Annotated in this window: 20 protein-coding genes; 7 read left to right on the forward strand and 13 right to left on the reverse strand. The window is 72.5% G+C overall.

Going from position 1 to position 24,600, the window contains the following annotated elements; all coding sequences use genetic code 11:
• Positions 1-47: 47 nt before the first annotated feature.
• A complete protein-coding gene (locus ACIBCT_RS26045) occupies positions 48-3,440 on the reverse strand; it encodes an efflux RND transporter permease subunit (protein ID WP_399192763.1) in 3,393 nt (1,130 codons plus the stop codon).
• Positions 3,441-3,554: 114 nt separating this feature from the next.
• Here ACIBCT_RS26045 and ACIBCT_RS26050 point away from each other — a divergent pair, with 114 nt between their 5' ends.
• From ACIBCT_RS26050 to ACIBCT_RS26060, 3 genes are all read left to right on the forward strand, one after another.
• Positions 3,555-4,034 carry a MarR family winged helix-turn-helix transcriptional regulator gene (locus ACIBCT_RS26050; RefSeq protein ID WP_399192765.1) on the forward strand — a complete coding sequence of 160 codons (480 nt, stop codon included), beginning with the start codon at positions 3,555-3,557 and terminating at the stop codon, positions 4,032-4,034.
• Positions 4,035-4,048: 14 nt separating this feature from the next.
• On the forward strand, positions 4,049-4,822 hold the full coding sequence (locus ACIBCT_RS26055; RefSeq protein ID WP_399192767.1) for an SDR family NAD(P)-dependent oxidoreductase: 774 nt from the start codon (positions 4,049-4,051) through the stop codon (positions 4,820-4,822).
• A gap of 133 nt (positions 4,823-4,955) precedes the next feature.
• Positions 4,956-6,134 carry an MFS transporter gene (locus tag ACIBCT_RS26060; protein WP_399192769.1) on the forward strand — a complete coding sequence of 393 codons (1,179 nt, stop codon included), beginning with the start codon at positions 4,956-4,958 and terminating at the stop codon, positions 6,132-6,134.
• Between the two features lie 252 nt (positions 6,135-6,386).
• Here the strand turns inward: ACIBCT_RS26060 and ACIBCT_RS26065 are convergent, their stop codons facing one another.
• Complete coding sequence (locus ACIBCT_RS26065) at positions 6,387-6,794, reverse strand: RidA family protein (RefSeq protein WP_399192771.1); 408 nt, start codon at positions 6,792-6,794, stop codon at positions 6,387-6,389.
• 99 nt (positions 6,795-6,893) lie between these two features.
• On the opposite strand from ACIBCT_RS26065, the gene ACIBCT_RS26070 reads away from it, so the two are divergent.
• Positions 6,894-7,541 carry a TetR/AcrR family transcriptional regulator gene (locus ACIBCT_RS26070; protein ID WP_399192774.1) on the forward strand — a complete coding sequence of 216 codons (648 nt, stop codon included), beginning with the start codon at positions 6,894-6,896 and terminating at the stop codon, positions 7,539-7,541.
• 93 nt (positions 7,542-7,634) lie between these two features.
• Here the strand turns inward: ACIBCT_RS26070 and ACIBCT_RS26075 are convergent, their stop codons facing one another.
• The 7 genes from ACIBCT_RS26075 to ACIBCT_RS26105 all read right to left on the reverse strand — a co-directional run bounded on the left by ACIBCT_RS26075 (position 7,635) and on the right by ACIBCT_RS26105 (position 13,740).
• Positions 7,635-8,048: an SRPBCC family protein gene (locus ACIBCT_RS26075; protein WP_399192775.1), complete on the reverse strand. Its 414-nt coding sequence runs from the start codon at positions 8,046-8,048 to the stop codon at positions 7,635-7,637.
• Between the two features lie 133 nt (positions 8,049-8,181).
• On the reverse strand, positions 8,182-8,628 hold the full coding sequence (locus tag ACIBCT_RS26080) for a MarR family winged helix-turn-helix transcriptional regulator (RefSeq protein WP_399192777.1): 447 nt from the start codon (positions 8,626-8,628) through the stop codon (positions 8,182-8,184).
• 70 nt (positions 8,629-8,698) lie between these two features.
• Positions 8,699-9,874, reverse strand: coding sequence for a zinc-dependent alcohol dehydrogenase (locus tag ACIBCT_RS26085; protein ID WP_399192779.1), 1,176 nt, complete (start codon positions 9,872-9,874; stop codon positions 8,699-8,701).
• Complete coding sequence (locus ACIBCT_RS26090) at positions 9,871-10,413, reverse strand: SRPBCC family protein (protein ID WP_344907417.1); 543 nt, start codon at positions 10,411-10,413, stop codon at positions 9,871-9,873. Before ACIBCT_RS26090 ends, ACIBCT_RS26085 begins: the two co-directional genes overlap by 4 nt.
• A 327-nt stretch (positions 10,414-10,740) precedes the next feature.
• Positions 10,741-11,835 (reverse strand): hypothetical protein, encoded by a 1,095-nt coding sequence (locus ACIBCT_RS26095; protein WP_399192781.1) that lies wholly within the window; start codon positions 11,833-11,835, stop codon positions 10,741-10,743.
• Entirely contained in the window at positions 11,832-12,326 is a 495-nt protein-coding gene (locus ACIBCT_RS26100; RefSeq protein WP_399192783.1) for a SigE family RNA polymerase sigma factor, read from the reverse strand. The genes ACIBCT_RS26095 and ACIBCT_RS26100 overlap by 4 nt, the downstream gene beginning before the upstream one ends.
• 142 nt (positions 12,327-12,468) lie before the next feature.
• Positions 12,469-13,740 carry a cytochrome P450 gene (locus ACIBCT_RS26105; protein WP_399192785.1) on the reverse strand — a complete coding sequence of 424 codons (1,272 nt, stop codon included), beginning with the start codon at positions 13,738-13,740 and terminating at the stop codon, positions 12,469-12,471.
• A gap of 363 nt (positions 13,741-14,103) precedes the next feature.
• Here ACIBCT_RS26105 and ACIBCT_RS26110 point away from each other — a divergent pair, with 363 nt between their 5' ends.
• Positions 14,104-17,319, forward strand: a complete 3,216-nt coding sequence (locus ACIBCT_RS26110) for a BTAD domain-containing putative transcriptional regulator (protein ID WP_399192787.1) — start codon at positions 14,104-14,106, stop codon at positions 17,317-17,319.
• A 31-nt stretch (positions 17,320-17,350) separates the two neighbouring features.
• Here the strand turns inward: ACIBCT_RS26110 and ACIBCT_RS26115 are convergent, their stop codons facing one another.
• Complete coding sequence (locus ACIBCT_RS26115) at positions 17,351-18,337, reverse strand: helix-turn-helix transcriptional regulator (RefSeq protein WP_399192789.1); 987 nt, start codon at positions 18,335-18,337, stop codon at positions 17,351-17,353.
• Positions 18,338-18,392: 55 nt separating this feature from the next.
• Here ACIBCT_RS26115 and ACIBCT_RS26120 point away from each other — a divergent pair, with 55 nt between their 5' ends.
• Entirely contained in the window at positions 18,393-19,151 is a 759-nt protein-coding gene (locus ACIBCT_RS26120) for a DeoR/GlpR family DNA-binding transcription regulator (protein WP_399192791.1), read from the forward strand.
• Between the two features lie 247 nt (positions 19,152-19,398).
• A complete protein-coding gene (locus ACIBCT_RS26125) occupies positions 19,399-20,571 on the forward strand; it encodes an MFS transporter (RefSeq protein ID WP_399192793.1) in 1,173 nt (390 codons plus the stop codon).
• A 160-nt stretch (positions 20,572-20,731) separates the two neighbouring features.
• Here ACIBCT_RS26125 and ACIBCT_RS26130 read toward each other — a convergent pair whose 3' ends face one another.
• From ACIBCT_RS26130 to ACIBCT_RS26140, 3 genes are all read right to left on the reverse strand, one after another.
• Positions 20,732-22,330, reverse strand: a complete 1,599-nt coding sequence (locus ACIBCT_RS26130; protein ID WP_399192795.1) for a glycoside hydrolase family 13 protein — start codon at positions 22,328-22,330, stop codon at positions 20,732-20,734.
• Positions 22,331-22,406: 76 nt separating this feature from the next.
• Positions 22,407-23,393, reverse strand: coding sequence for a carbohydrate ABC transporter permease (locus ACIBCT_RS26135; RefSeq protein WP_399192797.1), 987 nt, complete (start codon positions 23,391-23,393; stop codon positions 22,407-22,409).
• A gap of 13 nt (positions 23,394-23,406) precedes the next feature.
• The gene (locus tag ACIBCT_RS26140) at positions 23,407-24,336 is read right to left on the reverse strand and encodes a carbohydrate ABC transporter permease (RefSeq protein ID WP_399192799.1); all 930 of its coding nucleotides are present in this window, start codon (positions 24,334-24,336) and stop codon (positions 23,407-23,409) included.
• Positions 24,337-24,600: the final 264 nt, after the last annotated feature.

The raw sequence follows: 24,600 nt of genomic DNA on the forward strand, positions 1-24,600 counted from the left end.
CGGGCGGTGTGCCCGGGTCCCGCGGCTCTCGTGCGGACGGGCCCCTGTCAGGGCGCCGGGGAGGGCGCCGGGGTCAGGTCGTCCCTGTCGTAGACCTTCGGCTCGGCACGGTGCTGCCCCTGGGCCGGGGCAGCGTCCCTAGCACCGTCCCCCGCGCCGTCCGCGGGACCGTCCGCGGGGCCGTCCGTGCCGTCGCCCGGGGTGGCGCCCGGGGTGGCGCCCGGGGTGGCCTTGGGCCTGCGCCGCAGCCGCTCCTTGAGCCGCTCCACCATCACGTACAGGGTCGGCACCAGCACCAGCGTCAGCAGCGTCGACGACAGCAGGCCGCCGATCACCACGATCGCCAGCGGCTGCGAGATGAACCCTCCCGAACCGGTCAGGCCCAGCGCCATCGGCACCAACGCGAAGATCGTCGCGACCGCGGTCATCAGGATCGGCCGCAGCCTGCGCCGTCCCCCCTCGATCACCGCCTCCACGATGCCCATCCCCTGCGCCCGGTACTGGTTGATCAGGTCGATCAGCACGATCGCGTTCGTCACCACGATCCCGATCAGCATCAGCATGCCGATCAGCGCGGGCACGCCCATCGGGGTCCCGGTGGCCAGCAGCAGCCCGATCGCGCCGGTCGCCGCGAACGGCACCGACACCAGCAGGATCAGCGGCTGCACGAAGCTCCGGAACGTCGCCACCATGATCATGAAGACGATCGCGATCGCCGCCAGCATCGCCAGCCCCAGCTGCCCGAACGCCTCGGCCTGGTCGGCACTGACCCCGCCCACCGTGAAGGTCGCCCCCGCCGGCAGCGACAACGCCTCCAGCTTCGCCGTCAGCGCCGTCGTGGTGGCACCCAGGTCACTGCCGGTCGCCGTACCCGACACCGTCGCGCTGCGCTCGCCGTCGATACGGGTGATCTGCGCCGGGCCCTGCGCCCTGGCCACCTCGGCCACCTGCGACAGCTTCACCACGCCCGCCGCCGTCGGCAGCTCCAGCGCCCGCACCTCCTTGACCGTCTCGGGCGCCTCCCCGCCGCTCAGCACCACCGCGCCGCTGCGGCCGTCCAGCGTCATGTCGCCCATCGGCACCCCGCGGAACCGCTGCGCCACCAGCTGGCCGACCTGCACCTCGGTCAGGCCCCGGGCCGCGGCCTTGCGCCGGTCCACCCGCACCTCGACCCGCTCGGCGCCCGCCTCCAGGTTCGAGGTGACGTCACGCAACCCCTCCAGGCCCGCCATCGTCGTGCGCACCGACTCGGCCGCGGTACGCAGCGTGGCCACGTCCGGCGCCTGCACGATCACCTGCAGCTGATCGGTCGCGCCGCCCGTCGGACCGCCCTGGCCACCGCCCACGGTGACCTCCCCGACCCCGCTCAGCTCCTTCAGCCGCGCGCGCAGCGTGTCCTGCAGCACCCCGGCGTCGCTGCCCTCCTCGACCGTCAGCGAGTACGACGCCCGGTCCCCGGCGCCGCCGCCGAGCCCGCCCAGGAACCCGCCGCCACCGCCGACGTTCACCTGGTAGTCCTTGACCCCCTTGAGGGAGGCCAGCACCTCCTCCACCTTCTTGGCCGCCGCGTCCGTCGTCGCCAGGTCCGTGCCCGCGGGCATCTTCTGGCTGAGCGAGACCGTGTCCTGCCCCGAGGAGTCGATGAAGTTGGTCTCCAGCCGCCCGGCCAGGCCCATCGTCACGGCGAACACCACCAGGCCCACCAGCAGCGTCACCAGCCGCCGCCGGGTGGCGAAACGCAGCACCGGCAGGTAGGCCCGCTGCAACGGGCTGCGCAGCTCCTTGGCCTCGGCCTTCTCCCGCGCGGCACGCGCCTGCTCGGCCGACAGCACCGGCGCCCTCAAGAACCAGTACGCCAGCACCGGCACCACCGTCAGCGACACCAGCAGCGACGCCAGCAGCGCCACCGTCACCGTGATCGCGAACGGCGCGAACAGCTGCCCCACCATGCCGCCCACCACCGCGATCGGCAGGAACACCGCCACCGTCGTCAGCGTCGAGGCCGTCACCGCGCCGCTGACCTCGCGCACCCCCGCCAGCACCGCCTTGCGCTTGGCCTCGCCGTACTCCAGGTGACGCTTGATGTTCTCCAGCACCACGATCGAGTCGTCGACCACCCGGCCCACCGCGATCGTCAGCGCCCCCAGGGTCAGCAGGTTCAGCGAGTAGTCCCCCACCCACAGGGCGATCAGCGCGATCACCACCGACAGCGGGATCGAGGCGGCCGTCACCAGCGTCGAGCGCACCGACAGCAGGAACACCAGGATGACCAGCACCGCGAACGCCAGCCCCAGCAGACCCTCCGTCGTCAGGTCCTCGATCGAACGCTCCACGTACGGCGCCTGGTCGAAGACCACCGTCACCTCAGAGGAGTCACCGATCGCCCGCACCAGCTCCGGCAGCTTCTCGCGCACCTCGTGCGAGATCGCCACCGCGTTGCCGCCCGGCGACATCGTCACCGACACCCCCAGGCTCGGCTGCCCGTTGGTACGCGTCAGCGACGTGCCCTCGGCCAGCTCGCGCTCCACCGTGGCCACGTCCTGCACCCGTACCGGCTTGAGAGCAGGCGGCGTCACCTGCCTGCGCGCCGCCTGCGCCGCCTGGGCCTGCTGAAGCTGCGCCTGCTGGGCGGCTCCTCCCCCGCCACCGGGCGCCTGCCTGCCCTGCTGCTGGCCCTGCTGGGGCTGCTGCGCCGGCGCGGCCGGCGTCAGGTACAGCTTCTTCAGCTCCTCCAGCGTCGTGACCCGCTTGCCCACCTGCACCGTCAGCGACATCTTGTCCTCGGTCAGGCTGCCCGCCGGGACCGGCTGGCCGTTGGCGCGCAACGCGTCCGCCACCGCCGACGCCGGCAACCCCACGATCGCCAGCCGCTTCGGGTCCGGGGTGATCGTCACGACCTCCTCGCGGGTGCCCGTCACCGACACCTCCCGCACCCCCTCGATGGCCTGCAGCTGCGGCACCATCAGCCGCTCCAGCCGCTCGGCCATCACCCGCTGGTCACCGGCGTCGCCCACCGCCAGCTGCATCACCGGGATGTCGTCGGTCCCGCCGGTCACGACCTGCGGATCCACCCCCTCGGGCAGCTGCGTCTCGATCCGCGACAACGCCTGCTGCATGTCCGACACCGCGGCGTCGATGTCGGTGCCGTACTCGAACGCCACCTGCACCTGCGACATCCCCTCCCGGGACGTCGAGGTCATCTCCTCCATGCCTTCCAGCCCCTGGAAGCTGTTCTCGATCGGCTCGGTGACCTGCTCCTCGACGATCTCGGGAGAGGCGCCGCCGTAGGGAGCGATCACGAAGGCCCCCGGAAACGACAGCGACGGCAGCAGCTGCTGTTTCAGCGACGGGATCGCGAAGACGCCGAACGCGCTCAGCACCAACGCGATCATTATGACGAGGCTGCGGTTGGCGAGGCTCAACCTGGCCAGGGAGGTCATGGGGGCGGACTCCTAAAGGGATGTCACGACAAGATTTGCCCCAGACTAACACTTCGCCTGATACGAATATTTAACGAAGCAAACCATCCTGATAACCTTCTCAGGAACCGAGAGGTGAGAGTGAACGACGAACGCGAACAACTGATCCACCAGATCGGCGCCATCCAACGCGACCTGGGACGACTGTTCGCCCAACAACGCCCCTCCTCACCCCTGTTCGACTCCAACCTCACCATGCGCCAGCTCAACGTCATCATGCTGCTGTCACTACGCCGCTCGGCCACCGGCCAGGAACTCTCCCACCACCTCGACGTCGGCCTCGGCACCGTCACCGGCATCGTCGACCGCCTCGTCGCCCACGGCCTCGTCACCCGCCGCGAAGACCCCCACGACCGCCGCATCCGCCGCATCGAACTCACCCCCGCCGGCCACACCCTCATCGAGCAGATCGCCGACGCCGGCCTCAACGAGTTCCGCCGCGTCCTGCAACACCTCGACACCCCCACCCTGCGCGACCTGTCCACCGTCATGGACAAACTCCAGAACGCCGCCCTCACCCTGCACGAGACCTCCCCCCACCCAAACATGGGATGATAGGTTCCGTCGCTGTGAGCACACCCTCCAACGACCTGTTCTCCCTCACCGGACGCACCGCCCTCATCACCGGCGGAAGCTCCGGCATCGGACACGCCATCGCCCACGCCCTCGGCCGCGCCGGCGCCAACGTCGTCATCACCGCCCGCCGCCCCGAACCCCTCACCCGCACCGTCACCGAACTCCACCACCACGACATCCAGGCCGCCTCCATCACCGCCGACCTCGCCGACCCCCACGACCTCGACCGCGTCATCGAACAAGCCCCCGCCCTCTTCGGCGACATCGACATCCTCGTCAACAACGCCGCCAACAACATCCGCCCCCACATGAACGACCTCACCCCCCACGACTACCAACAGACCATCAACCTCAACCTCACCACCCCCTACCTCCTCGGCCAGCACTTCGGACCCCGCATGGCACGACGCGGCTGGGGACGCATCATCAACATCGGCTCCCAGCAATCCCACCGCGCCTTCGGCAACAGCGGCGCCTACGGCATCTCCAAAGCCGCCCTCACCGGCCTCACCCGCTCCCAGGCCGAAGCCTGGTCCCCCCACGGCGTCTGCGCCAACACCATCATCCCCGGCTTCGTCCTGACCCCCCTCACCGAACCCGCACAGGCCATCCCCGGCCGCGTCGAAGCCCTCGCCGCCCGCACCATGATCGGCCGCAACGGCCTCCCCGCCGACTTCGCAGGCATCGCCGTCCTGCTCGCCGGCGACGCCTCCGCCTACATCACCGGCCAGACCATCTGCGTCGACGGAGGATTCTCCGTCCACTGACCCACCCACTGCCCCACTGACCCACCGACCCGCTCACCGACACCGCACCACCCACCCCGCACCACCGACCCCGTACCCCACGCGCACCCGACACCCCCCACCGACGGCGCGCACCCACACAGCCGGGACCACCGTGACCACCACTCCCACCCGCCGCCACACCAACGCCCGCGCCGCCGTCTGCTACTTCTTCATCCTCCTGGGCACCGTCTCCGGCGCCTGGGCCGCCCGCATCCCCGACGTCAAGAACACCCTCCACCTCACCGACGGCCAGATCAGCTACGCCCTCCTCGCCGCAGCCCTCGGCCTCGTCCTCGGCATGCGCTTCGCCGGACACCTCAGCGACCGCCTCGGCAGCGCCCGCCTCCTGCCCCCCGCAGCCATCGCCACCGCCCTCGTCATCACCCTCCCCGGATACGCCCCCGACCTCCCCGCACTCATCGCCGCCCTCTTCCTGTTCGGCCTCATCAGCGCCAGCGTCGACGTCTCCATGAACGCCCACGGCGTCGAGATCGAACGCGCCTACGGCCGCCCCCTGATGTCCTCCTTCCACGGCATGTTCAGCATCGGCGTCCTCGCCGGCGCCGCCATCGGCGGCCTGTTCGCCTGGCTCGACCTCAACGCCGCCGCCACCCTCACCGCCGTCGGCCTCCCCCTCGCCCTCGCCACCCTCTACGTCCGCCGCCACCTGCTCCCCACCACCCCCCACCCCACCGACCCGAACGGCGACCCGCACACCCCCACCCCACGACGCGCCCCCTGGAACCGCTGGATCATCCTCATGGGAGTCGTCTCCTTCGCAGGCCTCGTCGGAGAAGGCGCCGCCAACGACTGGACGGCCGTCTACCTCTTCCAGAACCTCAACGCCTCCGAACCCGTCGCCGCCGCCGCCTTCGCCGTCTTCTCCGCCACCATGACCATCGGCCGCTTCGCCGGAGACCACCTCGCCCAGCGCCTCGGGCCCACCCGCCTGGTCCGCTACTCCGGCCTCATCGCCGCCCTCGGCCTGGGCGGCGCACTCCTCGGCGCGCAGATCCCCATCGCCTTCGCCGGATTCGCCCTGTTCGGCCTCGGCCTGGCGCCCATCGTCCCCCAGGTCTTCTCCGCAGCCGGGAACCAGGACCCCGTCACCGCCGGCCGCGCCATCGCCCAGGTCGCCACCGTCGGCTACGCCGGCCTCCTGGCGGGTCCCGCCATCATCGGCGCCGCCGCCGAACTCGTCGGCCTGCCCGCCGCCCTCGGCATCCCGGCCGTGCTCGCCCTCTTCATGGCCGCCTCCGCGGGAGCACTGCGCACCCCCGCGTCCCGATGACGGGCTCTCTTTCTTGGGTGATGAGTCTTTAGTCCGCTATAAATGATCTTGAACTTCAGGGATCGCCTTTACAATGTAGATCAATAAGTTGCCGTCGGGGCGCGAACGGGCCCGAGCCCACCCGCGCCCCCGCACGGCCCGCCTGAGCCTCATGCCCGTCCAGAACGACGTGCCCGGCGCCGAGCCCGGCCCGCCCCCGGCGCCTCCCGTCCAGGGCGGGGCGCCCCGCCGTCGCCCGCGCCCCTCGTGCGGTCAGTCGAGGACCGCGGTGGCCTCGACCTCGATCAGCAGGTCGGGCTCACCCAGGGCCGCCACGCCCAGCAGCGTGATCGGCTTGACCGGGTCGACGCCCAGCCGGGCGGCCGCGCGGGCGACCCCCTCCCCCAGCAGGGGCAGCTTGTCGGGGCTCCAGTCGACCACGTAGACGGTCAGCTTGGCCACGTCGTCGAAGGAGCCGCCGACCGCGGCCAGCGCGGTGGCGACGTTGAGGTAGGCCTGCTCGGCCTGGGCGGCGAGGTCGCCTTCGCCGACCTTCCCCCCGTCGGCGTCGCGGGCGACCTGACCGGCCAGGAACACCAGCTTCGATCCGGTGGCGACCGACAGCTGCCGGTACACCTCGGGCTTGGGTAGTCCGTCCGGGTTGATCAAAGTGACGGCCATGACCTGCTCCTTCGTCTGCCGGGGATACGCGGGGTGTTCATCGAAACCATAGCAATGCCATGCATAGAAAACCATAGCATCGCTATATATTGTGGTGTCATGGCGAGGACGAAGAACCCCGCGGCCCGCTCGCTGCTCATCGAGCGCGCCGCGCAGATGCTCCGGTCCCGCGAGCCCGTCACCCTGCGCTCCCTGGTGGCCGGGACCGGGGTGTCGACCATGGCCGTCTACACCTACTTCGGAGGCATGGACGGGGTGTGGAAGGCGGTGCGCCAGGAGGGCTTCTCCCGCCTGGCGGTCCGGCTCGCCACCGTCACCGTCACGGCCGACGCGGTACGGGACCTGGCCGCCCTGGGCGCCGCCTACCTGTCCAACGCCCTGGACAACCCCGACCTGTACCGGGTCATGTTCGACGCCACCTTCGACCTGGAGGACTCCCGAGCCGCCGACGAGAGCCTGCACTACATGGTCCGCGCCGCCGAACAGGCCAGGGACGCCGGCCGCTTCTGCGGCGACGTCGACCCGCTGGAGCTGGCGACGCAGAGCTGGACCATCGGCCACGGCCTGGCCTCCCTGGTCGCCACCGGCCCCCTGCCGCGCCAGGCGCTCGCCCACGGCGTCCCGCTGCTGACCGCGCTGTTCGTCAGCGCCGGGGACGACCCCGGCCGCTGCCGCTCGTCGGTCGAGCAGGGCTGGAACCTGCCCCCCTCTCCCCCGCGCGACGACGAGCCCGGCGGCGAACCCTGAGAAACGCGCCGGGCCGCCCGTGCACGATCACGTCAGGCCCGGCGCGTCCCACCCCCGGCCCTCCGCCGGAGGCGACGCGTCAGCGCGGTACGGTCAGCCGGTCCCGGCCTCCTCCAGCGTCCGCTTCATCTCCTGCGCGCCCCGCTCGACGCGCACGCGGGTCTGCGCCGCCAGCGTGTGCGGCAGCAGGTCGGTCAGCCAGACGAGCCGGCTGCGGTCCGGCCCCTCGGCGAAGACCTGGAACGAGGCGTGGTGGTGGGTGACGGCCTGCCGCGTGCCGCCGATCACCGCGTAGGCGAGCCGGCGAGCGGTGTCGTCGACGTCGACGATCAGCTCCCGGACGACCGTCCCGCCCGGGAGGAGCAGGATCCTGACGTCGCCCTCCATACGGGTGTCGACGACACGGCCGGGCAGCAGGCGCCGGTGCACCGCGCCCACGTCGCGTATCGCCTCCCACACCCGCTCGGGGCGGGAGTCGATGACGACCTCCGTACGGATGGAAGCCATGTGCCGGTCTCCTGACTGCGTGACCCTCGGGATCCTCGGGTCAGCGGTGAGCGGTGAGGGCCCGGACGTGTCCGCCGGGCCCGGGGAACACGCCGGGATGTGCCGCACCGGCCGGTCGGCGGGCGGGTGCGGCTCAGGGCCGATCCCCCGGCGCGTCGCCGGGGTGGTCCGGCCGTCCCACGAGGGCCCGGCCGAGGTGTTCCGAGACGCGGTGCTGGTTGTCGGCCAGCAGCAGGCACAGGTGCCGCAACCCGGTCAGCTCGGCACGCGTGAAGCCCTGGAAGATCGCCGCCATGGCGGCCTGGGTCGGCCGGCGGAACGCGTCGATCCACGCCCGCCCGGCGGGGGTGATCCGGACCAGGACCGAGCGCCGGTCGCGCCGGCCGGGAACGCGCCGTACCAGCCCGTCGCGCTCCAGGGTGTCGACCAGGCCGGTGACGTTGCGCGAGCTCACCCCGGCCGACCGAGCCAGGTCGCCGATGGTGAGCCCCTCGTCGTCCGCCCCGTCGCCCCCGTCGGCATAATAAGAAAGAAGATCAATACGTACTTCACTACCTGTCGAGTCCGAGAAGTCCGGCAACCCCGGGAACGCGAAGGGCGGTGGCCACCGCCCGTGGTGACCACCGCCCGCCACCGCCGAACCGATGGGATCAGGGCTTGAGGATGACCTTCTCGCAGTCGTCCTGCTTGTTCTTGAAGATGTCGAAGCCGTGCGCCGCCTGCTCCAGCGGCAGGGTGTGCGTGATGATCCGGGTCGGGTCGATCTCACCCCGCTCGATGCGCTGCAACAGCGGCTTCATGTAACGCTGCACGTGACACTGGCCCGTGCGCAGCGTCAGGGACCGATTCATCCACGCCCCGGCCGGGAACTTGTCCAGCAGCCCCCCGTAGACGCCGATCACCGACACGATGCCACCGCTGCGGCACGACATGATGGCCTGCCGCAGCGCGTGCGGGCGCTCGGTCTCCGAGCGCACCGCCTGCTTGACCCGGTCGTAGGCGCCGATGTGGGCACTGCCGTGCGTCGCCTCCAGCCCGACGGCGTCGATGCACTTGTCCGGGCCGCGCCCGCCGGTCAGCTCCAGCAGCTCCGAGCGCACGTCGGTCTCGTCGAAGTTGACGACCGTGTGACCGGCCTCCTCGGCCATGCGCAGCCGGTACGGCTCCTTGTCGATCCCGATGACCTTCGCCGCCCCCAGGGCCCTGGCGCTGTCCATGGCCAGCTGCCCCACCGGCCCGGCACCCCACACCGCGACGACGTCACTGGAGCGGATGTCGCACATCTCGGCCCCCATGTAACCGGTGGGCAGGACGTCGGACAGGAACAGCACCTGCTCGTCGCTCAGCCCCGACTCGATCTTCAACGGGCCGACGTCGGCGAACGGCACCCGCGCGTACTGCGCCTGCCCACCGGCGAACCCGCCGGTCAGGTGCGAGTACCCGAAGATCCCCGCGACCGGGTGACCGTACATCTTCTCCGCGATCCCGGCGTTGGGATTGCTGTTCTCACAGCAGGAGTACAGCTCGGCCGCGCACGCCGCGCAGGCGCCGCAGGCGATCGGGAACGGCACCACGACGCGGTCACCGACGCGCAGCCTCTCCGGGGCGACCGCGGAACCGACCTCCACCACCTCGCCCATGAACTCATGGCCCAGGATGTCGCCGTCCTGCATCGTCGGCACGTACCCGTCGACCAGGTGCAGGTCCGAACCGCAGATCGCCGTCGAGGTGATCCGCACGATCGCGTCACGGCCACTGAGGATCGTCGGGTCCGGCACGTCGCGGACCTCGACCTTGTTGCGCCCGGCCCAGGTGTTGGCCCTCATGCCAGTGCCCCCTTCTCCAGTTCCTCGGCCGACAGCGGCTGCGCCGGACGCTGCGGGAACTCCTTGCGGGCCTGCTTGCCCCACGGAGCCCCGTCCGAGCGCACCACCTCACCGGTCTCCAGCACCTGCTTCAGCCGGCGCAGGTCGTCGTCGATCTGCTGGTGCGGCTCCTCACCGAAGTACGTGGCGACCGCCTTGCCCAGCGCGCCGCCGGGGATGTCGTAGACGAGCAGCACGTGCACCTCGGTGCTCTCACCGTCCGGCGCGGGAACGAACCACACCTTCCCGGCGTTCGGCACGTCGGCGTCGGCGCTCGAACGCCAGCCGATCCGCTCGCCCGGCACCTCGTCGGTTATCTCGGCGTCCCACTCGACCGTGCGGCCGAACGGGGCGCTCGCCGTCCAGTGACTCGTCCGCTCGCCCGTCGACCGCACCTCGTCCAGGTGGGACATGAACGTCGGGAGGTTCTCCAGGCGCCGCCAGAACGCGTACAGCTCGGACGCCGGCTTGCGGATGGTTGTCGTGGCAGTCAGATCCATCGTTCCTCCTTTCCCCCGTGCTACCGGCCTGAGCTGGAATTACACCTCCCTGGCGAAAAAATAACCGGCCACGTCCCCGGACGGGGAGCGGACTTCGGACGCCCCGGCGCGGTGAGCTGGACCTGGCCGCTGAAACCGCCATCCTCGCCCCCTCGGAAGCCGTCCTGCGTCTCCCGGCCGGCCTCTCCCTCCCTGTCGGCGCTCTTGTACATGATCTTGTAATCGACAGATCGCCTTTAAAATGTAGATTAATAGAGGGGGGCCGGACCGCTGAACCGGCGGCCCTGACGGAACCGTCGGGTCCTCTCGCGGCCGGCTCCCTCGCGGTCAGCGCACCAGCCCCGCGACGACGGTCGCTCCCGCCCTGCGAAGCGTGCGCAGTTCCCTGCCCCGGCCCGTCCGCACGTCCACCGCGTAGAGCACCGACGGCCGGCCCGGCTCCTCCGCCGTGGCCAGCATGGTCACCTCCGTGGCGTTCAACCAGGCACCCAGGTGTCTGGCATGAAACCCTTCCGGCATGCCGGATATGCGGGTACGCCTCTCCCGGCCGCCCCGTATCGCGTCGAAGACGACGATCGAGCCGCCCTGCCGCAGGGTGGCCGGCCGTTTCGGATCGCCGCTCCTCTCCACCCGGGCCAGGGTCCTCCCGTCAGGAGCGAGCGCGCTGTAGTCATACGTGAAGTGCCCGATGCTGATCGGCTCGTGGCCGAGCACCCACACCCGGCTGGTCATGTCATAGGGCATGGCCAGGACGACGGGCCCGGACCCGTCCCCCACACTCACCGGCCACCACCCGCGCCCGAGGTCGGTCACGGTCCCCCGCTCCACGTCCACCAGCTTGTTCGGCTCCCGCCTTCCGCCCCATCCCGACACGATGAACCGCAGCCCGCTGGGGGACAGCCGCAGGGAGAACTCGACCGCGAAGTCCTCGGCGGGCTGCTTCAGCGGCGCCTTCCACACCCTGCCGCTCGCCAGGTCCCGTACCACGATCCTGCGGTGTTCCGCGCTGAAATAGGCGATCCTGCGGCCGTCCGCGGTGATCGCCAGCGGCCCCTGCGAGGACACCTCGGGCAGCTCGTAGGTGGTGTCGCCCCCGTCCGTCACCAGCAGCCAGACGTGCCTGCCGCACGGCTCGAAGCCGACTCGGCACACCGGCATGTACGCCTGGACGGCCGGGCCGACCCCCCTGGCGGGGAGCGGAACCGTCCTGGCCGGCGGCGGGGTGAGCACGACCGGGGGCTCGGGGCGTACCTGCTGGACCAGCGCGGCGCCACCGCCCGCGATCAGGCAGGTCACGGCCGCGGCCGCCACGGCCAGACGGGTCGCGCGCCTCCTGCGCGCGCCCCGCACCGCCCGGGCCGCCAGGTCGACGGCGGGCGCCTGCTCGGCCAGCGCGTGCAGGTCCTCACGAAGCATGTTCATCGGTACACCTCCTGGGGGGTGAGCGCGCGCAGCTTCGCCAGCGCGTAGTTCGTCTGGCTCTTGACGGTGCCGACCGAGACGCCCATGAGCCGGGCGGTCTCGTGCTCGGAGCAGTCCTCGTAGAAGCGCAGCACGATCACCGCCCGCTGCTTGGCGGTGAGCTGGGCCAGGGTGCGGAGCAGGACGAGACGGCGCACGGTCGTCTCGTCGTGCGGCTGCCGGGACTCGGCGAGCTCGGGCAGTTCGGCTCCGAGCAGCTCGACGTGCCTGCGCCGGCGCCAGGACAGGCTCTGGTTCACCAGGGCCTTACGGGCGTACGCCTCGGGGTTGCCGCCCTTGGCGAGCTTGCCCCAGTGGGAGGCGACGCGGATGAGGACCGTCTGCAACAGGTCCTCGGCGAGATGGGCGTTCCCTGTGAGCAGGTACGCCGTCCGCATCAGCGATTGCTGGCGAGCGCGTACGAACTCGTGGAACCCCTCGTAACGGTCCATGTAAGGAAACAACTCCGCCGAGGGGCTCCAGGTTGGAACACCGGCGTGGACAGGGGCGCGCGGTCAGGTGCAGGTTACCGGTCGCCGACGGCCTGCGCGGGGGCGGCGGCCGAGCGCGTCCCCGTCCTCGTTCTCGTTCTCGTCACTCTCGCACGGGTCGTGTCGGGGCCGTCGTCATTCGATGGGATCGGGGTCCGCGGGACGGTGACGCGTCCCAGGTGACCGGGAGGCTCTTGACGCCGTAGATGTCGGCGGCCTCCGGGCGCAGGGCGATCTCCTCGGCACCTACGGCCAGGCGCAGCGTGGGGAAGCGGTCGAACAGCGCGGGCAGGGCGACGCGCAGCTCGACGCGGGCCAGCTGCTGGCCCAGGCACTGGTGGACGCCGTGGCCGAAGGCCAGGTGCCCGCCCTGCTGCCTGCGCAGGTCCAGCGTGTGCGGGTCGGTGAAGCGCTCGGGATCACGGTTGGCGGTGTTGTACGACAGGATGAGCGTCGTGCCGGCCTCGACGGTGTGACCGCCCAGTTCCACGTCCTCCAGCGCGACCCTCGTGAACTGCTTGGCGACGGTCAGGTAGCGCAGCAGCTCCTCGACGGCCCCGTCGATGAGCGCGGGCTCGGCGCGCAACGCGGCCAGCTGACCGGGGTTGCGCAGCAGGGCGAAGGTGCCCAGCGCGAGCATGTTCGCGGTGGTGTCGAACCCGGCCGACAGCAGGATCAGGGCCATGCCCTTCAGCTCCTCGTCGGTCAGGTCGCCGTCGAGCAGGTCGCTGAGCACGTCGTCGGTGGGGTTCGCGCGCTTGGCGGCCACCAGCTCGGCGAGGTAGGCCTGGGTCGCGGTGTAGGCCGCGATCAGCTCCTGGTCACCGGCCTCCCCGCCGAGGAAGGTGTCGATGTTGTCCTGGAAGGAGCCGCGGTCTGCGTACGGGACGCCCAGCAGCTCGCAGATGACGACGGAGGGGATGGGCCTGGCGAACGCGGTCACCAGGTCCGCCGGGGGCCCGGCCTGTTCCATCGCGTCCAGGTGCTCGGTGGTGATCTGCTCGATGCGCTCGGTGAGCCGGCGCATCCGCCGCACGGTGAACCTGCCCACGAGCGGCCTGCGGTAGCGGCCGTGCTGTGGCTCGTCCATCAGCAGGAACTCGCCGGGCGGAGCCGGGGGGACCTCGATGTCGCCGTAGTCGACCAGCGGGTGGTGGCGCATGAGCTCCCTGCGGGAGCTGAACCGCGGGTCGGCCAGGACCGACCGGACCAGGTCGTACCCGGTGACCAGCAGGCCCCGGTGCCCGTCGGGGAAGGGGAGGCGGCTGATCGGGCCGTGCTCGCGGGCCTCGATCAGCTCCGCGGGCGGGTCGAAGGGGCAGCCGGGCCGGCGCGCGGCCGGCATCGTGGCGACGGTGTGCAGGGACTCGCCCATGATCGTTCCTTGTCTCGCGGTGGCAGGTGTCCGGCACGGCTCGGGGGCCACGCCGCGCCCGGGGTCCGGGACGGCCGCCGGAACCGTGTCCGTGCGGGTGACGCACCGACTCGTGACCCCGGGGCCGTGCCCGCCGAGCCGTTCATGACGCCCACCATCGCCGACCGCGCTGACACGGGGCCGTCACCGTGCTGACACGGCCACCGACGCCGCACCGGGCCGCGGGCACCGCGTCCGGTGGACGCCACGCCTCACCGGCGGCGACCCGATCGGCGAGGAGGGGCCCGGCCGCGCCGGAACCCAGGCCGGCCGGCCCGGCGAGCGGCCTCGCGACCGGCTCGGGCGCCACCGCGGTTCGGCACAATGGCCGGTGTGCGAGTTGAACTGCTCGGGCCCTTCGCGGTCCGCACCTGCGACGGGGCCGTGGTGGAGGTGCCCGGGGTCCGGCTGCGCGCGCTGCTGGCCGCACTCGCCCTCGAACCCGGCCGGATCGTCTCGCGTACGAGGCTGGTGGACTGGATCTGGGGGCGGCGGCCCCCCGCCGACGAGGCGAACGCCCTGCAGGCCCTGGTGTCCAGGCTGCGCAGGGTCCTGCCGGACGGCGTGATCGAGGCCGAGGCCGGCGGCTACCGGCTGGCCGTGCCCCCCGACGCCGTGGACGTGTGCCGGTTCGAGCACCTGGTCGGCCGGGCCCGTGCCACCGGCCCCGCGGAGCTCTCAGGGCTCGCCGGGCTCGCCGGGCTCGCGGAGCGGGCCGATCTGCTGCGCTCGGCCCTGGCACTGTGGCGCGGTACGGCCATGGCCGACATCGCGCTGCGCGACAGCGACGCGTTCGACGCCGCGGTCGCGCGGCTGGAGGAGCTCCACGTCACCGCGCTCGGCGACCGGGTGGACGCCGACATCCGCCTGGGCCGCGGCTCGGAGCTGGTCCCCGAGCTGACCGGGCTGGTCGCCGCCCACCCGCTGCGGGAGGGCTTCGTGGCGGCCCTGATGCGGGCGCTCGCCGAGGCGGGGCGTACGACCGAGGCGCTGACCGTCTACCGGCGGACGCGCGAGCTGCTGGCCGAGGAGCTGGGCACCGATCCGTCGGCCGAGCTCTCCGCGCTGCACACCGCGTTGCTGCGGGGCGAGCTGGGCGAGCGGGCGGAGCACCGCAGGACGAACCTGCGCGCCGAGCTGACGAGCTTCGTCGGCAAGGACGGCGACACCGCCGCGGTCGCCGCCCTGGCCGACGGGCACCGGCTGGTCACCCTGACCGGGCCGGGCGGCTCCGGCAAGACGAGGCTGGCCACCGAGACCGCGCGGACGATGCTCGCCGGGCTGCCGGACGGGGCGTGGCTGGTCGAGCTGGCCTCGCTACGGGCGGGCGGTGACCTGGCGCAGGCAGCCCTCACCGCGATCGGCCTGCGCGACCAGGCACTGCTCGGTGGCGCGCGGGGCGGGGAGGCCATGGACCGGCTCGTCACCGCGCTCCGGGATCGCGCGATCCTGCTGATCCTGGACAACTGCGAGCACGTGATCGAGGCGGCCGCGGCCTTCACGGACCGGCTCCTGGGTGAGTGCCGCAGGCTGCGGATCCTGGCCACGAGCAGGGAACCGCTCGGCATCACCGGGGAGGTGCTGTGGCAGGTCGAGCCGCTGGCGCTGCCCGCGGCGGGAGCCGGCCCCGCCGAGGCCGGCTCCTCCCCCGCGGTACGGCTGCTGCGCGACCGCGCGGAACTGGTCCGCAAGGACATCGGCTCCGACGCGCACACCCTGGCGGCCATGGCGCGCATCTGCCGGGCGCTCGACGGGATACCGCTGGCGATCGAACTGGCCGCGGCACGGCTGCGCACCATGTCCGTCGACCAGCTGGCACGCCGGCTCGACGACCGGTTCCGCCTGCTGACCGGCGGCAGCCGTACGGCGCTCCCCCGGCACAGGACGCTGCGCGCGGTGGTGGACTGGAGCTGGGACCTGCTGACCGGGACCGAGCGCGCCGTGCTGCGGCGGCTCTCGGTGTTCTCCGGCGGGGCGAGCCTGGAGGCGGCCGAACGGGTGTGCGGGGATACCGATCCCGGTGGGCCCGGTGGGCCTGGTGGGCCCGGCGTGTTCGCCGGGCAGCAGGTGCTCGACGTGCTGACCGCGCTGATCGAGAAGTCGCTGCTGGTCGCCGACGGCGAGGGCACGCCGCGCTACCGCATGCTCGACACCATCAGGGAGTACGCGGCGCACCGGCTCGCCGAGGCCGGGGAGGCCGAGGCGGCGCGCCGGGCGCACCTGGCCTATTTCGTCGAGCTGGCCGAGACGGCCGATCCGCACCTGCGCCGGGCCGGTCAGCTGGAGTGGCTGTCCGTGCTGGAGGCCGAGCACGACAACATCGGCGCGGCCCTGCGCGGGGCGATCGCCGCCGGATGGGCCCGGGAGGCGATGCGGCTGGTCGCGGCCGCGGGGTGGTACTGGTTCCTCACCGGGCACCGGGTCGAGGGCACCGAGCTGAGCGTCGCGGCGACCTCGCTGCCCGGTGAGGTGCCCGACGAGACACGGGCGATGGCGTGCACCATCGTGACGGTGTTCATGACCTCCGGGCCCGGTGGCGACCAGTACCAGGCACGGGAGTGGATCCACGAGGCGCACCGGCTCACCCGGCGCGGCGGCTACCGGAACCCGCTGCTCGGGTTCGTCGAGCCGCTGGAGCGGATGCTGCGGGATCCGGCGGAGGTCCTGCCCGCGTTCGAGCCGCTCATCGCCGACGACGATCCATGGGTGCGCGCGCAGGCCCGGCTGGCCCGTGGCCGGTGGCGGCTCACGCTCGACGGCGACGAGACCGACGTGGACACCGACATCCAGACCGCCCTGGCCGAGTTCCGCACGCTGGGCGACCGGTGGGGGATCTCGCTGGCGCTGACCTTCCTGGCCGACCGGCTCGCCATGCGCGGGGAGTTCGCACGCGCGTGCGAGCACCACGAGGAGGCGGCCACGGCGCTGACCGAGGTGGGCGCGACCGAGGACGGGGTCATCCTGCGGGCGCGGCAGGCCCAGCTGTACTGGCTGCTCGGCGACGAGCGCTCCTGCGCCTTCGCCATGGCCGAGGCGCAGCGGTGCGCGGGCGGGATCACCTGGCCGGACGTGCCGGTCGAGCTGGCGCTCTCGAAGGCGCAGCTGGCGCGCTGGCGCGGCGAGCCCGAGGCGGCGCTCCGGCACCTGGCCACGGTACGGACCGTGCTGGGCGACGGCGCCTCCTTCAACGTCAAGGCCAGGGACCTGTACGGCTACCTCACCGAGGACCTCGACGAGGCCCGCGCGCACCGGAGCGAGGCGTTCCGTGTGGCGGTGGGGTACGGGTACCCGCCGCTGATCGCCGAGGTGCTGGTCGGGATCGCCGACCTCGCCCTGCGCCAGGGCCACCACGAGCGGGCCGCGCGGCTGCTCGCGGCCGGCGACGTCGTACGCGGCACGCCGGACCGTTCGCTGCCGGACGTCTCCAGGATCGCCGCGGAGGCGCGGAGGCGCCTGGGTGAGGCGGCCTTCACCGAGGCGGTCCGTGCCGGTGAGCGGGGGGACTGGCGCGAGCTGGCCGAGACCACGCTCGCGCCCTGACCGCCGTACCCGCCCGCGGGTGTCCGGCCGGTCAGTCCGGCCGCACCCCGTACAGCCGCGCCAGACCGGCGATCGCGGTTCTCATCAGCTCCCGCAGCTCGGCCGGCTCCAGCACCTCCACCTGGGTCCCCATCCGCAGCAGCAGCCAGCGGGCGTGCGTGACCGACTCGATGGGCAGGCGCAGCACCACCCGGCCGTCCCGGTCGGGCGGGCCCGCCGCCGCCAGCGCCGCGTCGACGATCTCGCGGCCCACGGTGTGGCGCAGCAGCTCGTCGGCGCCGGGCTCCAGCCGCACCACGGCCTCGCCGTTGTACATCCGCCGCTCGCGGAACTCCGTCGCGTACCCCTGCCAGAAGGCCGCCAGGTCGAACCGCTCGGGACGCTCGAAGCGGCCCTCCAGCAGCTCGGCCGACAGGATCCGCGCCACCCGGTAGGTGCGCGGCCCGCCCGCCCCGGCGGAGGCCACCATGTACCACGCCCCGCCCTTGATGACCAGGCCGTACGGGTGCGCCACGCGCTCCACGTCGCGCGGCCCCCAGCGGCGGTAGGTCATGCGCAGCGGGCGCTGCTCCCACACCGCCTCGGCGACCTCCCCCAGGAAGGGCGTCTCGTCGGCGTCCCCGTACCAGCCGGGGACGTCCAGGTGGAAGCGCTCGCGCATCCGGGAGGCGTGCGAGCGCGGCTCGGGCGGGAGCGCGGCGAGCATCTTCATCTCCGCGTTGGCGGCCATCTCGGCCAGCCCCAGCTGGGCGGCCGGACCGGGCAGCGCGGCCAGGAACAGCGAGGACGCCTCGGCCGGGGTCAGGCCGTTCAGGCGGGTGCGGTAGCCGTCCAGCAGGCGGTACCCGCCGGCCGGTCCCCGGTCGGCGTAGACCGGCACCCCGGACGACGACAGCGCCTCCACGTCCCGGTAGACCGTGCGGACCGACACCTCCAGCTCCTCGGCCAGCTCGGGGGCCGTCATCCGTCCCCTGGTCTGCAGGAGCAGGAGCAGGGAGAGCAACCGACTCGCGCGCATGCCCCATTGTCCCGCACGTTTGCGAAACGAACGCAGTCCATGTTCAAATGAACACGTGGAGAGTAACGATCGGATCCGGGAGATCATGTCGGCGCTGCGCGTCACCGACGTCGTCTCGGTGGCGGAGCTCGCGGCCGCGCACGCCGTGTCGGAGATGACCATCCGCCGCGACCTCGACGAGCTCGCCCAGCAGGGCGTGGTCAGACGGGTCCGCGGCGGCGCGGTGAGCCTGCTGCTGCGCGGCGAGGAGCCCCCCTTCGCGGTACGCGAGCGCGAGGCCCTGGAGTCCAAACGCCGCATCGCCGCCGAGGTCGCGGCCCTGCTCGCCGACGGCGAGGCCGTGCTGCTCGACAGCGGCACCACCTGCCTGGAGATCGCGCGCGCGATCCGCGACCGCCGCCTGACGGTCCTGCCGCTCTGCCTGCAGTCGGCCGCCGAGCTCAGCACGGCCCCCCGGATCCGCCTGGTGCTCCCCGGCGGCGAGGTCCGCCCCGGCGAGCTCAACCTCACCGGGACGCTCACCGAGAACGCCATCCGCTCCCTGCGGTTCGACACCGCGATCATCGGCTGCTGCGGCCTGTCGGCCGAGCACGGCCTGACCGCCCACGACCTGTCCGACCTCGCCGTCAAACAGGCGGCGATCTCCTCCGCCCGCCGGGTGATCGCCGCCACCGACTCGGGCAAGTTCACCCGCACCGCCTTCGGCGCGGTCTGCCCGCTGGACCGGCTCGACACGGTCGTCACCGACACCGCCCTGCCGCCCGGCGAGCACGAGGCCATGACCGCGGCGGGCGTCACCGTCCGCACCGTCTGACCCCCTCGCCGGTACGCCCCCCTCGGACGGTCACCGCCCACGGGCCCAGCCCCCACGCCTCCCGCCGCGTCCCCTGCCGTCTCCCCCGCCTTCCCGTCTCCCCTGTCCCCCGGCGGCGTCCCCCGACGCGGCGATCTCCTCCGCCCCGCTCCCCCGCCTCTCCGCGTCCCGATCCCCGCACACCCAGACCCATGCCCCACCACCCACCCGGATCCACCCGGTCCGACGGCCGACGGGAGTCCCTCCCATGCACGTCACCTCATCGGAGCGGGCCACCCTGCTCCGCGGCAGAGTCGCGGTCTGCCTGCTGTTCCTGCTGTCCGGCATGGCCATCGGCACCTGGACGGCGCGCATCCCCTCGATCAAGCAGAACCTGGACCTGAGCGACGGCGAGCTCAGCATCGGCCTGCTCGGCATCGCCGCCGGGGCGATCGCCGGCATGCAGGTCGTCGGCCGCCTCGTCGACCGCTACGGCAGCGTCAGGGTGATGCTGCCGATGGCCTTCGCCCAGAGCGTCGTGCTGATCCTGCCCGCCCACATGCCCGGCCTGGCCGGCCTGACCGTCGCGCTGTTCGCCTTCGGCCTGGTGCACGGCACCCTGGACGTGGCGATGAACGCCAACGGCGTCGAGGTGGAGCGGGCCCTCGGCCGACCCATCATGTCCTCCCTGCACGCGGTCTTCAGCATCGGCGGCTTCCTCGGCGCCACCACCGGGGGGCTGCTCGCGCAGGCGGCCTTCGGCCCCGGGGCGACGTTCGCCGCCGTCGCGGCCGTGATCGCCGTCCTCGCGTTCTGGGCCACCCGCTGGGCCCTCTCCCCCACCCCCCACCCCACCACCCCCGCGGCCACGCCACCACCGGCCCGCGGCGGCCGCGGCGTACTGCTCCTGGGCGTGCTGGCCTTCTGCTGCATGATCGGCGAGGGGGCGGTGGCCGACTGGAGCTCGGTCTACCTGAGCCAGGACCTGGGAAGCTCCGAGGGGTTCGCCGCGGCCGCCTACGCCGCCTTCTCGATCATGATGACCGCGGGACGCCTCGCCGGGGACAGGCTGGCCGCCCGGCTCGGACCGGTGACGCTGGTGCGCGCGTGCGGCACGCTGGCCGCCGGCGGCCTCGGCCTGGCCCTGCTCGCCGGTCACCCGGTCGCAGCGGTGATCGGGTTCGGCTGCTTCGGGGCGGGGCTGTCGTGCATCGTGCCCCAGGTCTTCTCCGCGGCCGGGCGCCACGATCCGGCCCGCGCCGGGCGGGCGCTGGCCCGGGTGGCGAGCCTGGGGTACGTGGGCTTCCTCACCGGGCCCGTGCTGATCGGCGGGATCGCCGAACTGATGGGCCTGCCGCGCGCCCTGGCCGTTCCCGCCCTGCTGGCCTTCTTCGTCGCCTTCGCGGTGGGTGCTCTACGGACCCCCGCCTTTACAAAGTAGATCAGCAAGGGGTCGGCCGGACCGGATCCACGCCCGTCCCGCCCGCGCGAGCGGACTCACGCGGGCGGGACGGGCGCGCGGCGTCCGGGCGGACACGCGCGGGCAGGATGCGCGGGCCGCTCGGGCCGTGCGGACCAGGTCTGCGGATCAGGTCTGCGGATCAGGCCGTGCGGAGCCAGGCCGCGGTGTCGCCGGGAAGCGTCCCGCCCTCCAGCGGGCCGCTGGCCAGCAGCACCGACTCGTGCTCCGGCAGCGGCACCGGCTCGGTGCCGAGGTTGACCACGCACACCAGGCCCGAGTCCCGGCGGAAGGCCAGCACCTCCTGTGGGGCGTCCAGCCAGGTCAGCGTGCCGTCGCCGAGCAGCTCGCGCCGCAGGCGCAGGCCGTTGCGGTACAGGGTGAGCATCGAGCTGGGGTCGCCCGCCTGCACCTCGGCGGTCAGCGCCTTCCACTCCGGCGGCTGCGGCAGCCACGGCCGCCCCGTGCCGAACCCGAACGGCGGCTCGTCGCCCGACCACGGCAGCGGCACCCGGCAGCCGTCGCGGCCCAGGTCGGTGTGGCCCGACCGGAACCAGATCGGGTCCTGGCGCAGCTCGGCGGGGATGTCCTCCACCTCCGGCAGCCCCAGCTCCTCGCCCTGGTAGACGTACAGGCCTCCGGGCAGGGCCATCGCCAGCAGCGCCGCGGCGCGGGCCCGCCGCTCGCCCAGCACCGGGTCGGTGGGCATGCCGTGCTTGCGGTCGGCGTGGTCGAAGGAGGTGTCGGGCCTGCCGTACCGGGTGACCGGGCGGGTCACGTCGTGGTTGGACAGCACCCAGGTGGGGGGCGCCCCCAGCGGCAGGTGCGTGGCCAGGGTCAGGTCGATCGACCGGCGCAGCGCGCCCGGCTCCCAGGCGCACGCCAGGAAGTCGAAGTTGAACGCGGTGTGCATCTCGTCGGGGCGCAGGTAGAGGGCGAAGCGCTCCTGGTCGGGCAGCCACACCTCGCCGATCAGGATGCGGTCGTCGTACTGCTCGGCCACCTGCCGCCAGCCGCGGTAGATGTCGTGCACGCCGTCGAGGTCGGTGTAGGCCTCCGGTCCTCCCCCGCCGTCCATCTCCTTGACCAGCAGGGCGGCCGAGTCGATGCGGATGCCGTCCACCCCCCGGTCGAACCAGAAGCGCAGCACGTCGTGGAACTCCTCGACGACCCGCGGGTCGGCCCAGTTGAAGTCGGGCTGCTCGGGGGCGAACAGGTGCAGGTACCACTCGCCGTCGGCGACCCGGGTCCACGCCGGCCCGCCGAAGATCGACTGCCAGTCGTTGGGCGGGAGCTCGCCGTCGGTCCCGCGGCCGGGGCGGAAGATGAACAGCTCGCGCTCGGGCGAGCCGGGTCCGGCCTCCAGGGCCCGCAGGAACCACTCCTGGCGGTCCGAGCCGTGGTTGGGGACGATGTCGGTGATCGTCTTGATGCCCAGGGCGTGCGCCTCGGCGATGAACGCCTCGGCCTCGGCCAGGGTGCCGAACGACGGCTCGATGTCGCGGTAGTCGGCCACGTCGTAGCCGCCGTCGGCCATCGGCGAGGGGTACCAGGGGTTGAGCCAGATCGCGCCGATCCCCAGGTCGGCGAGGTAGGGAAGGCGCGCGCGGAGTCCGGCGAGGTCGCCGATCCCGTCGCCGTTGCCGTCCGCGAAGCTGCGCAGGTAGACCTGGTAGATCGCGGCCCCCCTCCACCACGTTTCGGGGTCCGGGGTCGCTTCCGGGAAGATGCTGCCGGACATGCTGGAACAACTCCTTGCGGTAAGGGGCGGTCGAGAATCGGTGGGCCCGGTGACGCCGGTGGCACCGGTGACGGGGTCAGCCCTTGAGGCTGCCGGCGGTGAGACCGGCCATGATGCTGCGCTGGAAGATCAAAAAGACGATCATCGTCGGGATGCTGGCGATCACCAGCGAGGCGATGAGCACGTTCTGCGGCATCTGCGCCGACAGCGAGGCGATGCCCACGCTGATCGTCATCTTCTCCCCGTCGGGCAGCACCAGCAGCGGCCAGACGAAGTCCTTCCAGACGTTGACCACCGACAGGATGGACACCACGCCCAGGATCGGACGGGAGACCGGCAGCACGATCGACCACAGGATGCGCGCGGGCGAGGCGCCGTCGATCTGCGCGGCCTCCAGCAGCTCCTTGGGGATCGAGTCGAAGAAGCGCTTGAGCAGGAAGATGAAGAAGCCGTTGGCCGCCGCCGGCAGCCAGATCACCCAGGGGGTGTTCAGCAGGTCCCAGCCGAAGATCGGCATGTCCTTGACCGTCAGGTAGGCGGGCAGCAGGATCACCATCGGCGGGATCATCAGGGTGGCCAGCATCAGGCCGAGCACCGCCTTGCCCAGCACCGGGCGCAGCTTCGACAGCGCGTAGGCGGCCGAGACGTCGATGGCCAGGGTGAACAGCCAGGCGCCGCCTGCGTAGATGACGGTGTTGGTCAGGAAAAGTCCCAGGTCGAGCTGGTCCCACGCCTCGGCGTACACCCCGAAGTCGAGCGAGGTGGGGAAGAAGCTGGGCGGGATCTGGGCGAGTTCCTCGGGCGACTTCAGCGCGCCGGTGACCATCCAGTAGAGCGGGAACACGAACACCGCGGTGAAGGTCACCACCACCAGGGTCAGCACCAGGCGGTAGAGGAACCGCCCGCGCGGGGTGGTGAGGGTGTGCGGGGAGACCAGGCTGCGGAACTGCCTGTCGGGCTCCCTGTTCCGGCGCCGGCGCGGGCGCCGGGGCGGGGCGGCGGGGCCGGGTCCCGGGTCCTTCACGAGGGTCGGGCGGCTGGGCCGGGCGGTGAGGTTCGACATCGGCGCTACCTCCTCAGCTCTGGTCGTCGCGCGACAGGCGCAGGTAGAAGGCGGAGAACACCATCAGCACGACCATGAGCATCAGCCCGAGCGCGCCTCCGGCGCCGAAGTCGCCGAAGTTGAAGGCGTACTGGTACATCAGGTAGGCGACGGTGAGCGTGGAGTTCTCCGGGCCGCCGCCGGTCAGCAGGTAGGGCTCGATGAAGACCTGCATGGTCGCCACGATCTGCAGCAGCAGCATCACCAGCAGGATCAGCCGGGTCTGCGGGATCGTCACGTGCCAGACGCGCTTGAACAGCCCGGCGCCGTCGAGCTCGGCGGCCTCGTACAGCTCGCTGGGGATGCTCTGCAGGGCGGCCAGGTAGATCAGGGTGCCGGTGCCCAGGTTCATCCAGGTGGAGACGATGACGAGCGAGATCAGCGCGGTGTCGGTGGAGTCGAGCCAGCTCAGCGCGGGCAGGTGCGCCAGCTCCAGGATCTGGTTGAACAGGCCCGCGCCCGGGTCGTAGAACCACTTGAACAGCAGCACGCCCACGGCCGGGGGCAGCATGACCGGCAGGTAGACGATGAAGCGCAGGTAGGCCTTGGCGTGGCGCAGCTCGTTCAGCACGATCGCCGCGAAGAACGGGATGACGTAGCCGAACACCAGGGCCAGGCCGGTGAAGGCCAGGGTGTTGAGCCAGGCGTCGGCGAAGGCCGAGTCCTCGGTCACCGTGCGGAAGTTGTCCAGGCCGACCCAGACGGGGTCGTCGACGAAGTTCGTCTGCTGGAAGCTGAGCAGCACCTCCCGCACCATCGGGTACCAGGAGAAGAAGGCGAAGCAGATCAGCGCCCCGCACAGGAAGCCGTACGCGGTGAGGTTGCGCCGCAGGCCGCGCCGGAAGGCTCCCGGTCTCCGCCCGCGCGGACCTTTCACGGTCCCTTTGGCGGTCATGGTGGTCATCGGTCGACTCCCGATTTCGACATGGGTGTCGGGGGGGGGGGGGGGGGGGGGGGGGGGCGGGGGGGCGGGGGGGGGGGGGGGCGGGGGGGGGGGGGGGGGGGGGGGGGGGGGGGGGGGGGGGCGCCGCCGGGGGGGGGGGGGCGGCGGGGGGGGCGGGGGGGGGGGGGGGGGGGGGGGGGGGGGGGGGGGGGCGGGCCCGCCCCACGGCCGTCGCGGCCAGGGGGAGCACGCCCGGCCCGACGATGGCGGCCAAGGCGGCCAGGG

It is taken from the genome of Streptosporangium sp. NPDC050855, assembly GCF_044456585.1.
Classification (GTDB): domain Bacteria; phylum Actinomycetota; class Actinomycetes; order Streptosporangiales; family Streptosporangiaceae; genus Streptosporangium; species Streptosporangium longisporum.

What these genes read in the sequence shown, in the direction of transcription:
- ACIBCT_RS26045 (WP_399192763.1), bottom strand. Translation starts at nt 3,440, where the DNA reads ATGACCTCCCTGGCCAGGTTGAGCCTCGCCAACCGCAGCCTCGTCATA.
- ACIBCT_RS26065 (WP_399192771.1), bottom strand. Translation starts at nt 6,794, where the DNA reads ATGGCCGTCACTTTGATCAACCCGGACGGACTACCCAAGCCCGAGGTG.
- ACIBCT_RS26070 (WP_399192774.1), top strand. Translation starts at nt 6,894, where the DNA reads ATGGCGAGGACGAAGAACCCCGCGGCCCGCTCGCTGCTCATCGAGCGC.
- ACIBCT_RS26075 (WP_399192775.1), bottom strand. Translation starts at nt 8,048, where the DNA reads ATGGCTTCCATCCGTACGGAGGTCGTCATCGACTCCCGCCCCGAGCGG.
- ACIBCT_RS26085 (WP_399192779.1), bottom strand. Translation starts at nt 9,874, where the DNA reads ATGAGGGCCAACACCTGGGCCGGGCGCAACAAGGTCGAGGTCCGCGAC.
- ACIBCT_RS26090 (WP_344907417.1), bottom strand. Translation starts at nt 10,413, where the DNA reads ATGGATCTGACTGCCACGACAACCATCCGCAAGCCGGCGTCCGAGCTG.
- ACIBCT_RS26095 (WP_399192781.1), bottom strand. Translation starts at nt 11,835, where the DNA reads ATGAACATGCTTCGTGAGGACCTGCACGCGCTGGCCGAGCAGGCGCCC.
- ACIBCT_RS26100 (WP_399192783.1), bottom strand. Translation starts at nt 12,326, where the DNA reads ATGGACCGTTACGAGGGGTTCCACGAGTTCGTACGCGCTCGCCAGCAA.
- ACIBCT_RS26105 (WP_399192785.1), bottom strand. Translation starts at nt 13,740, where the DNA reads ATGGGCGAGTCCCTGCACACCGTCGCCACGATGCCGGCCGCGCGCCGG.
- ACIBCT_RS26110 (WP_399192787.1), top strand. Translation starts at nt 14,104, where the DNA reads ATGGCCGGTGTGCGAGTTGAACTGCTCGGGCCCTTCGCGGTCCGCACC.
- ACIBCT_RS26115 (WP_399192789.1), bottom strand. Translation starts at nt 18,337, where the DNA reads ATGCGCGCGAGTCGGTTGCTCTCCCTGCTCCTGCTCCTGCAGACCAGG.
- ACIBCT_RS26125 (WP_399192793.1), top strand. Translation starts at nt 19,399, where the DNA reads ATGCACGTCACCTCATCGGAGCGGGCCACCCTGCTCCGCGGCAGAGTC.
- ACIBCT_RS26130 (WP_399192795.1), bottom strand. Translation starts at nt 22,330, where the DNA reads ATGTCCGGCAGCATCTTCCCGGAAGCGACCCCGGACCCCGAAACGTGG.
- ACIBCT_RS26135 (WP_399192797.1), bottom strand. Translation starts at nt 23,393, where the DNA reads ATGTCGAACCTCACCGCCCGGCCCAGCCGCCCGACCCTCGTGAAGGAC.
- ACIBCT_RS26140 (WP_399192799.1), bottom strand. Translation starts at nt 24,336, where the DNA reads ATGACCACCATGACCGCCAAAGGGACCGTGAAAGGTCCGCGCGGGCGG.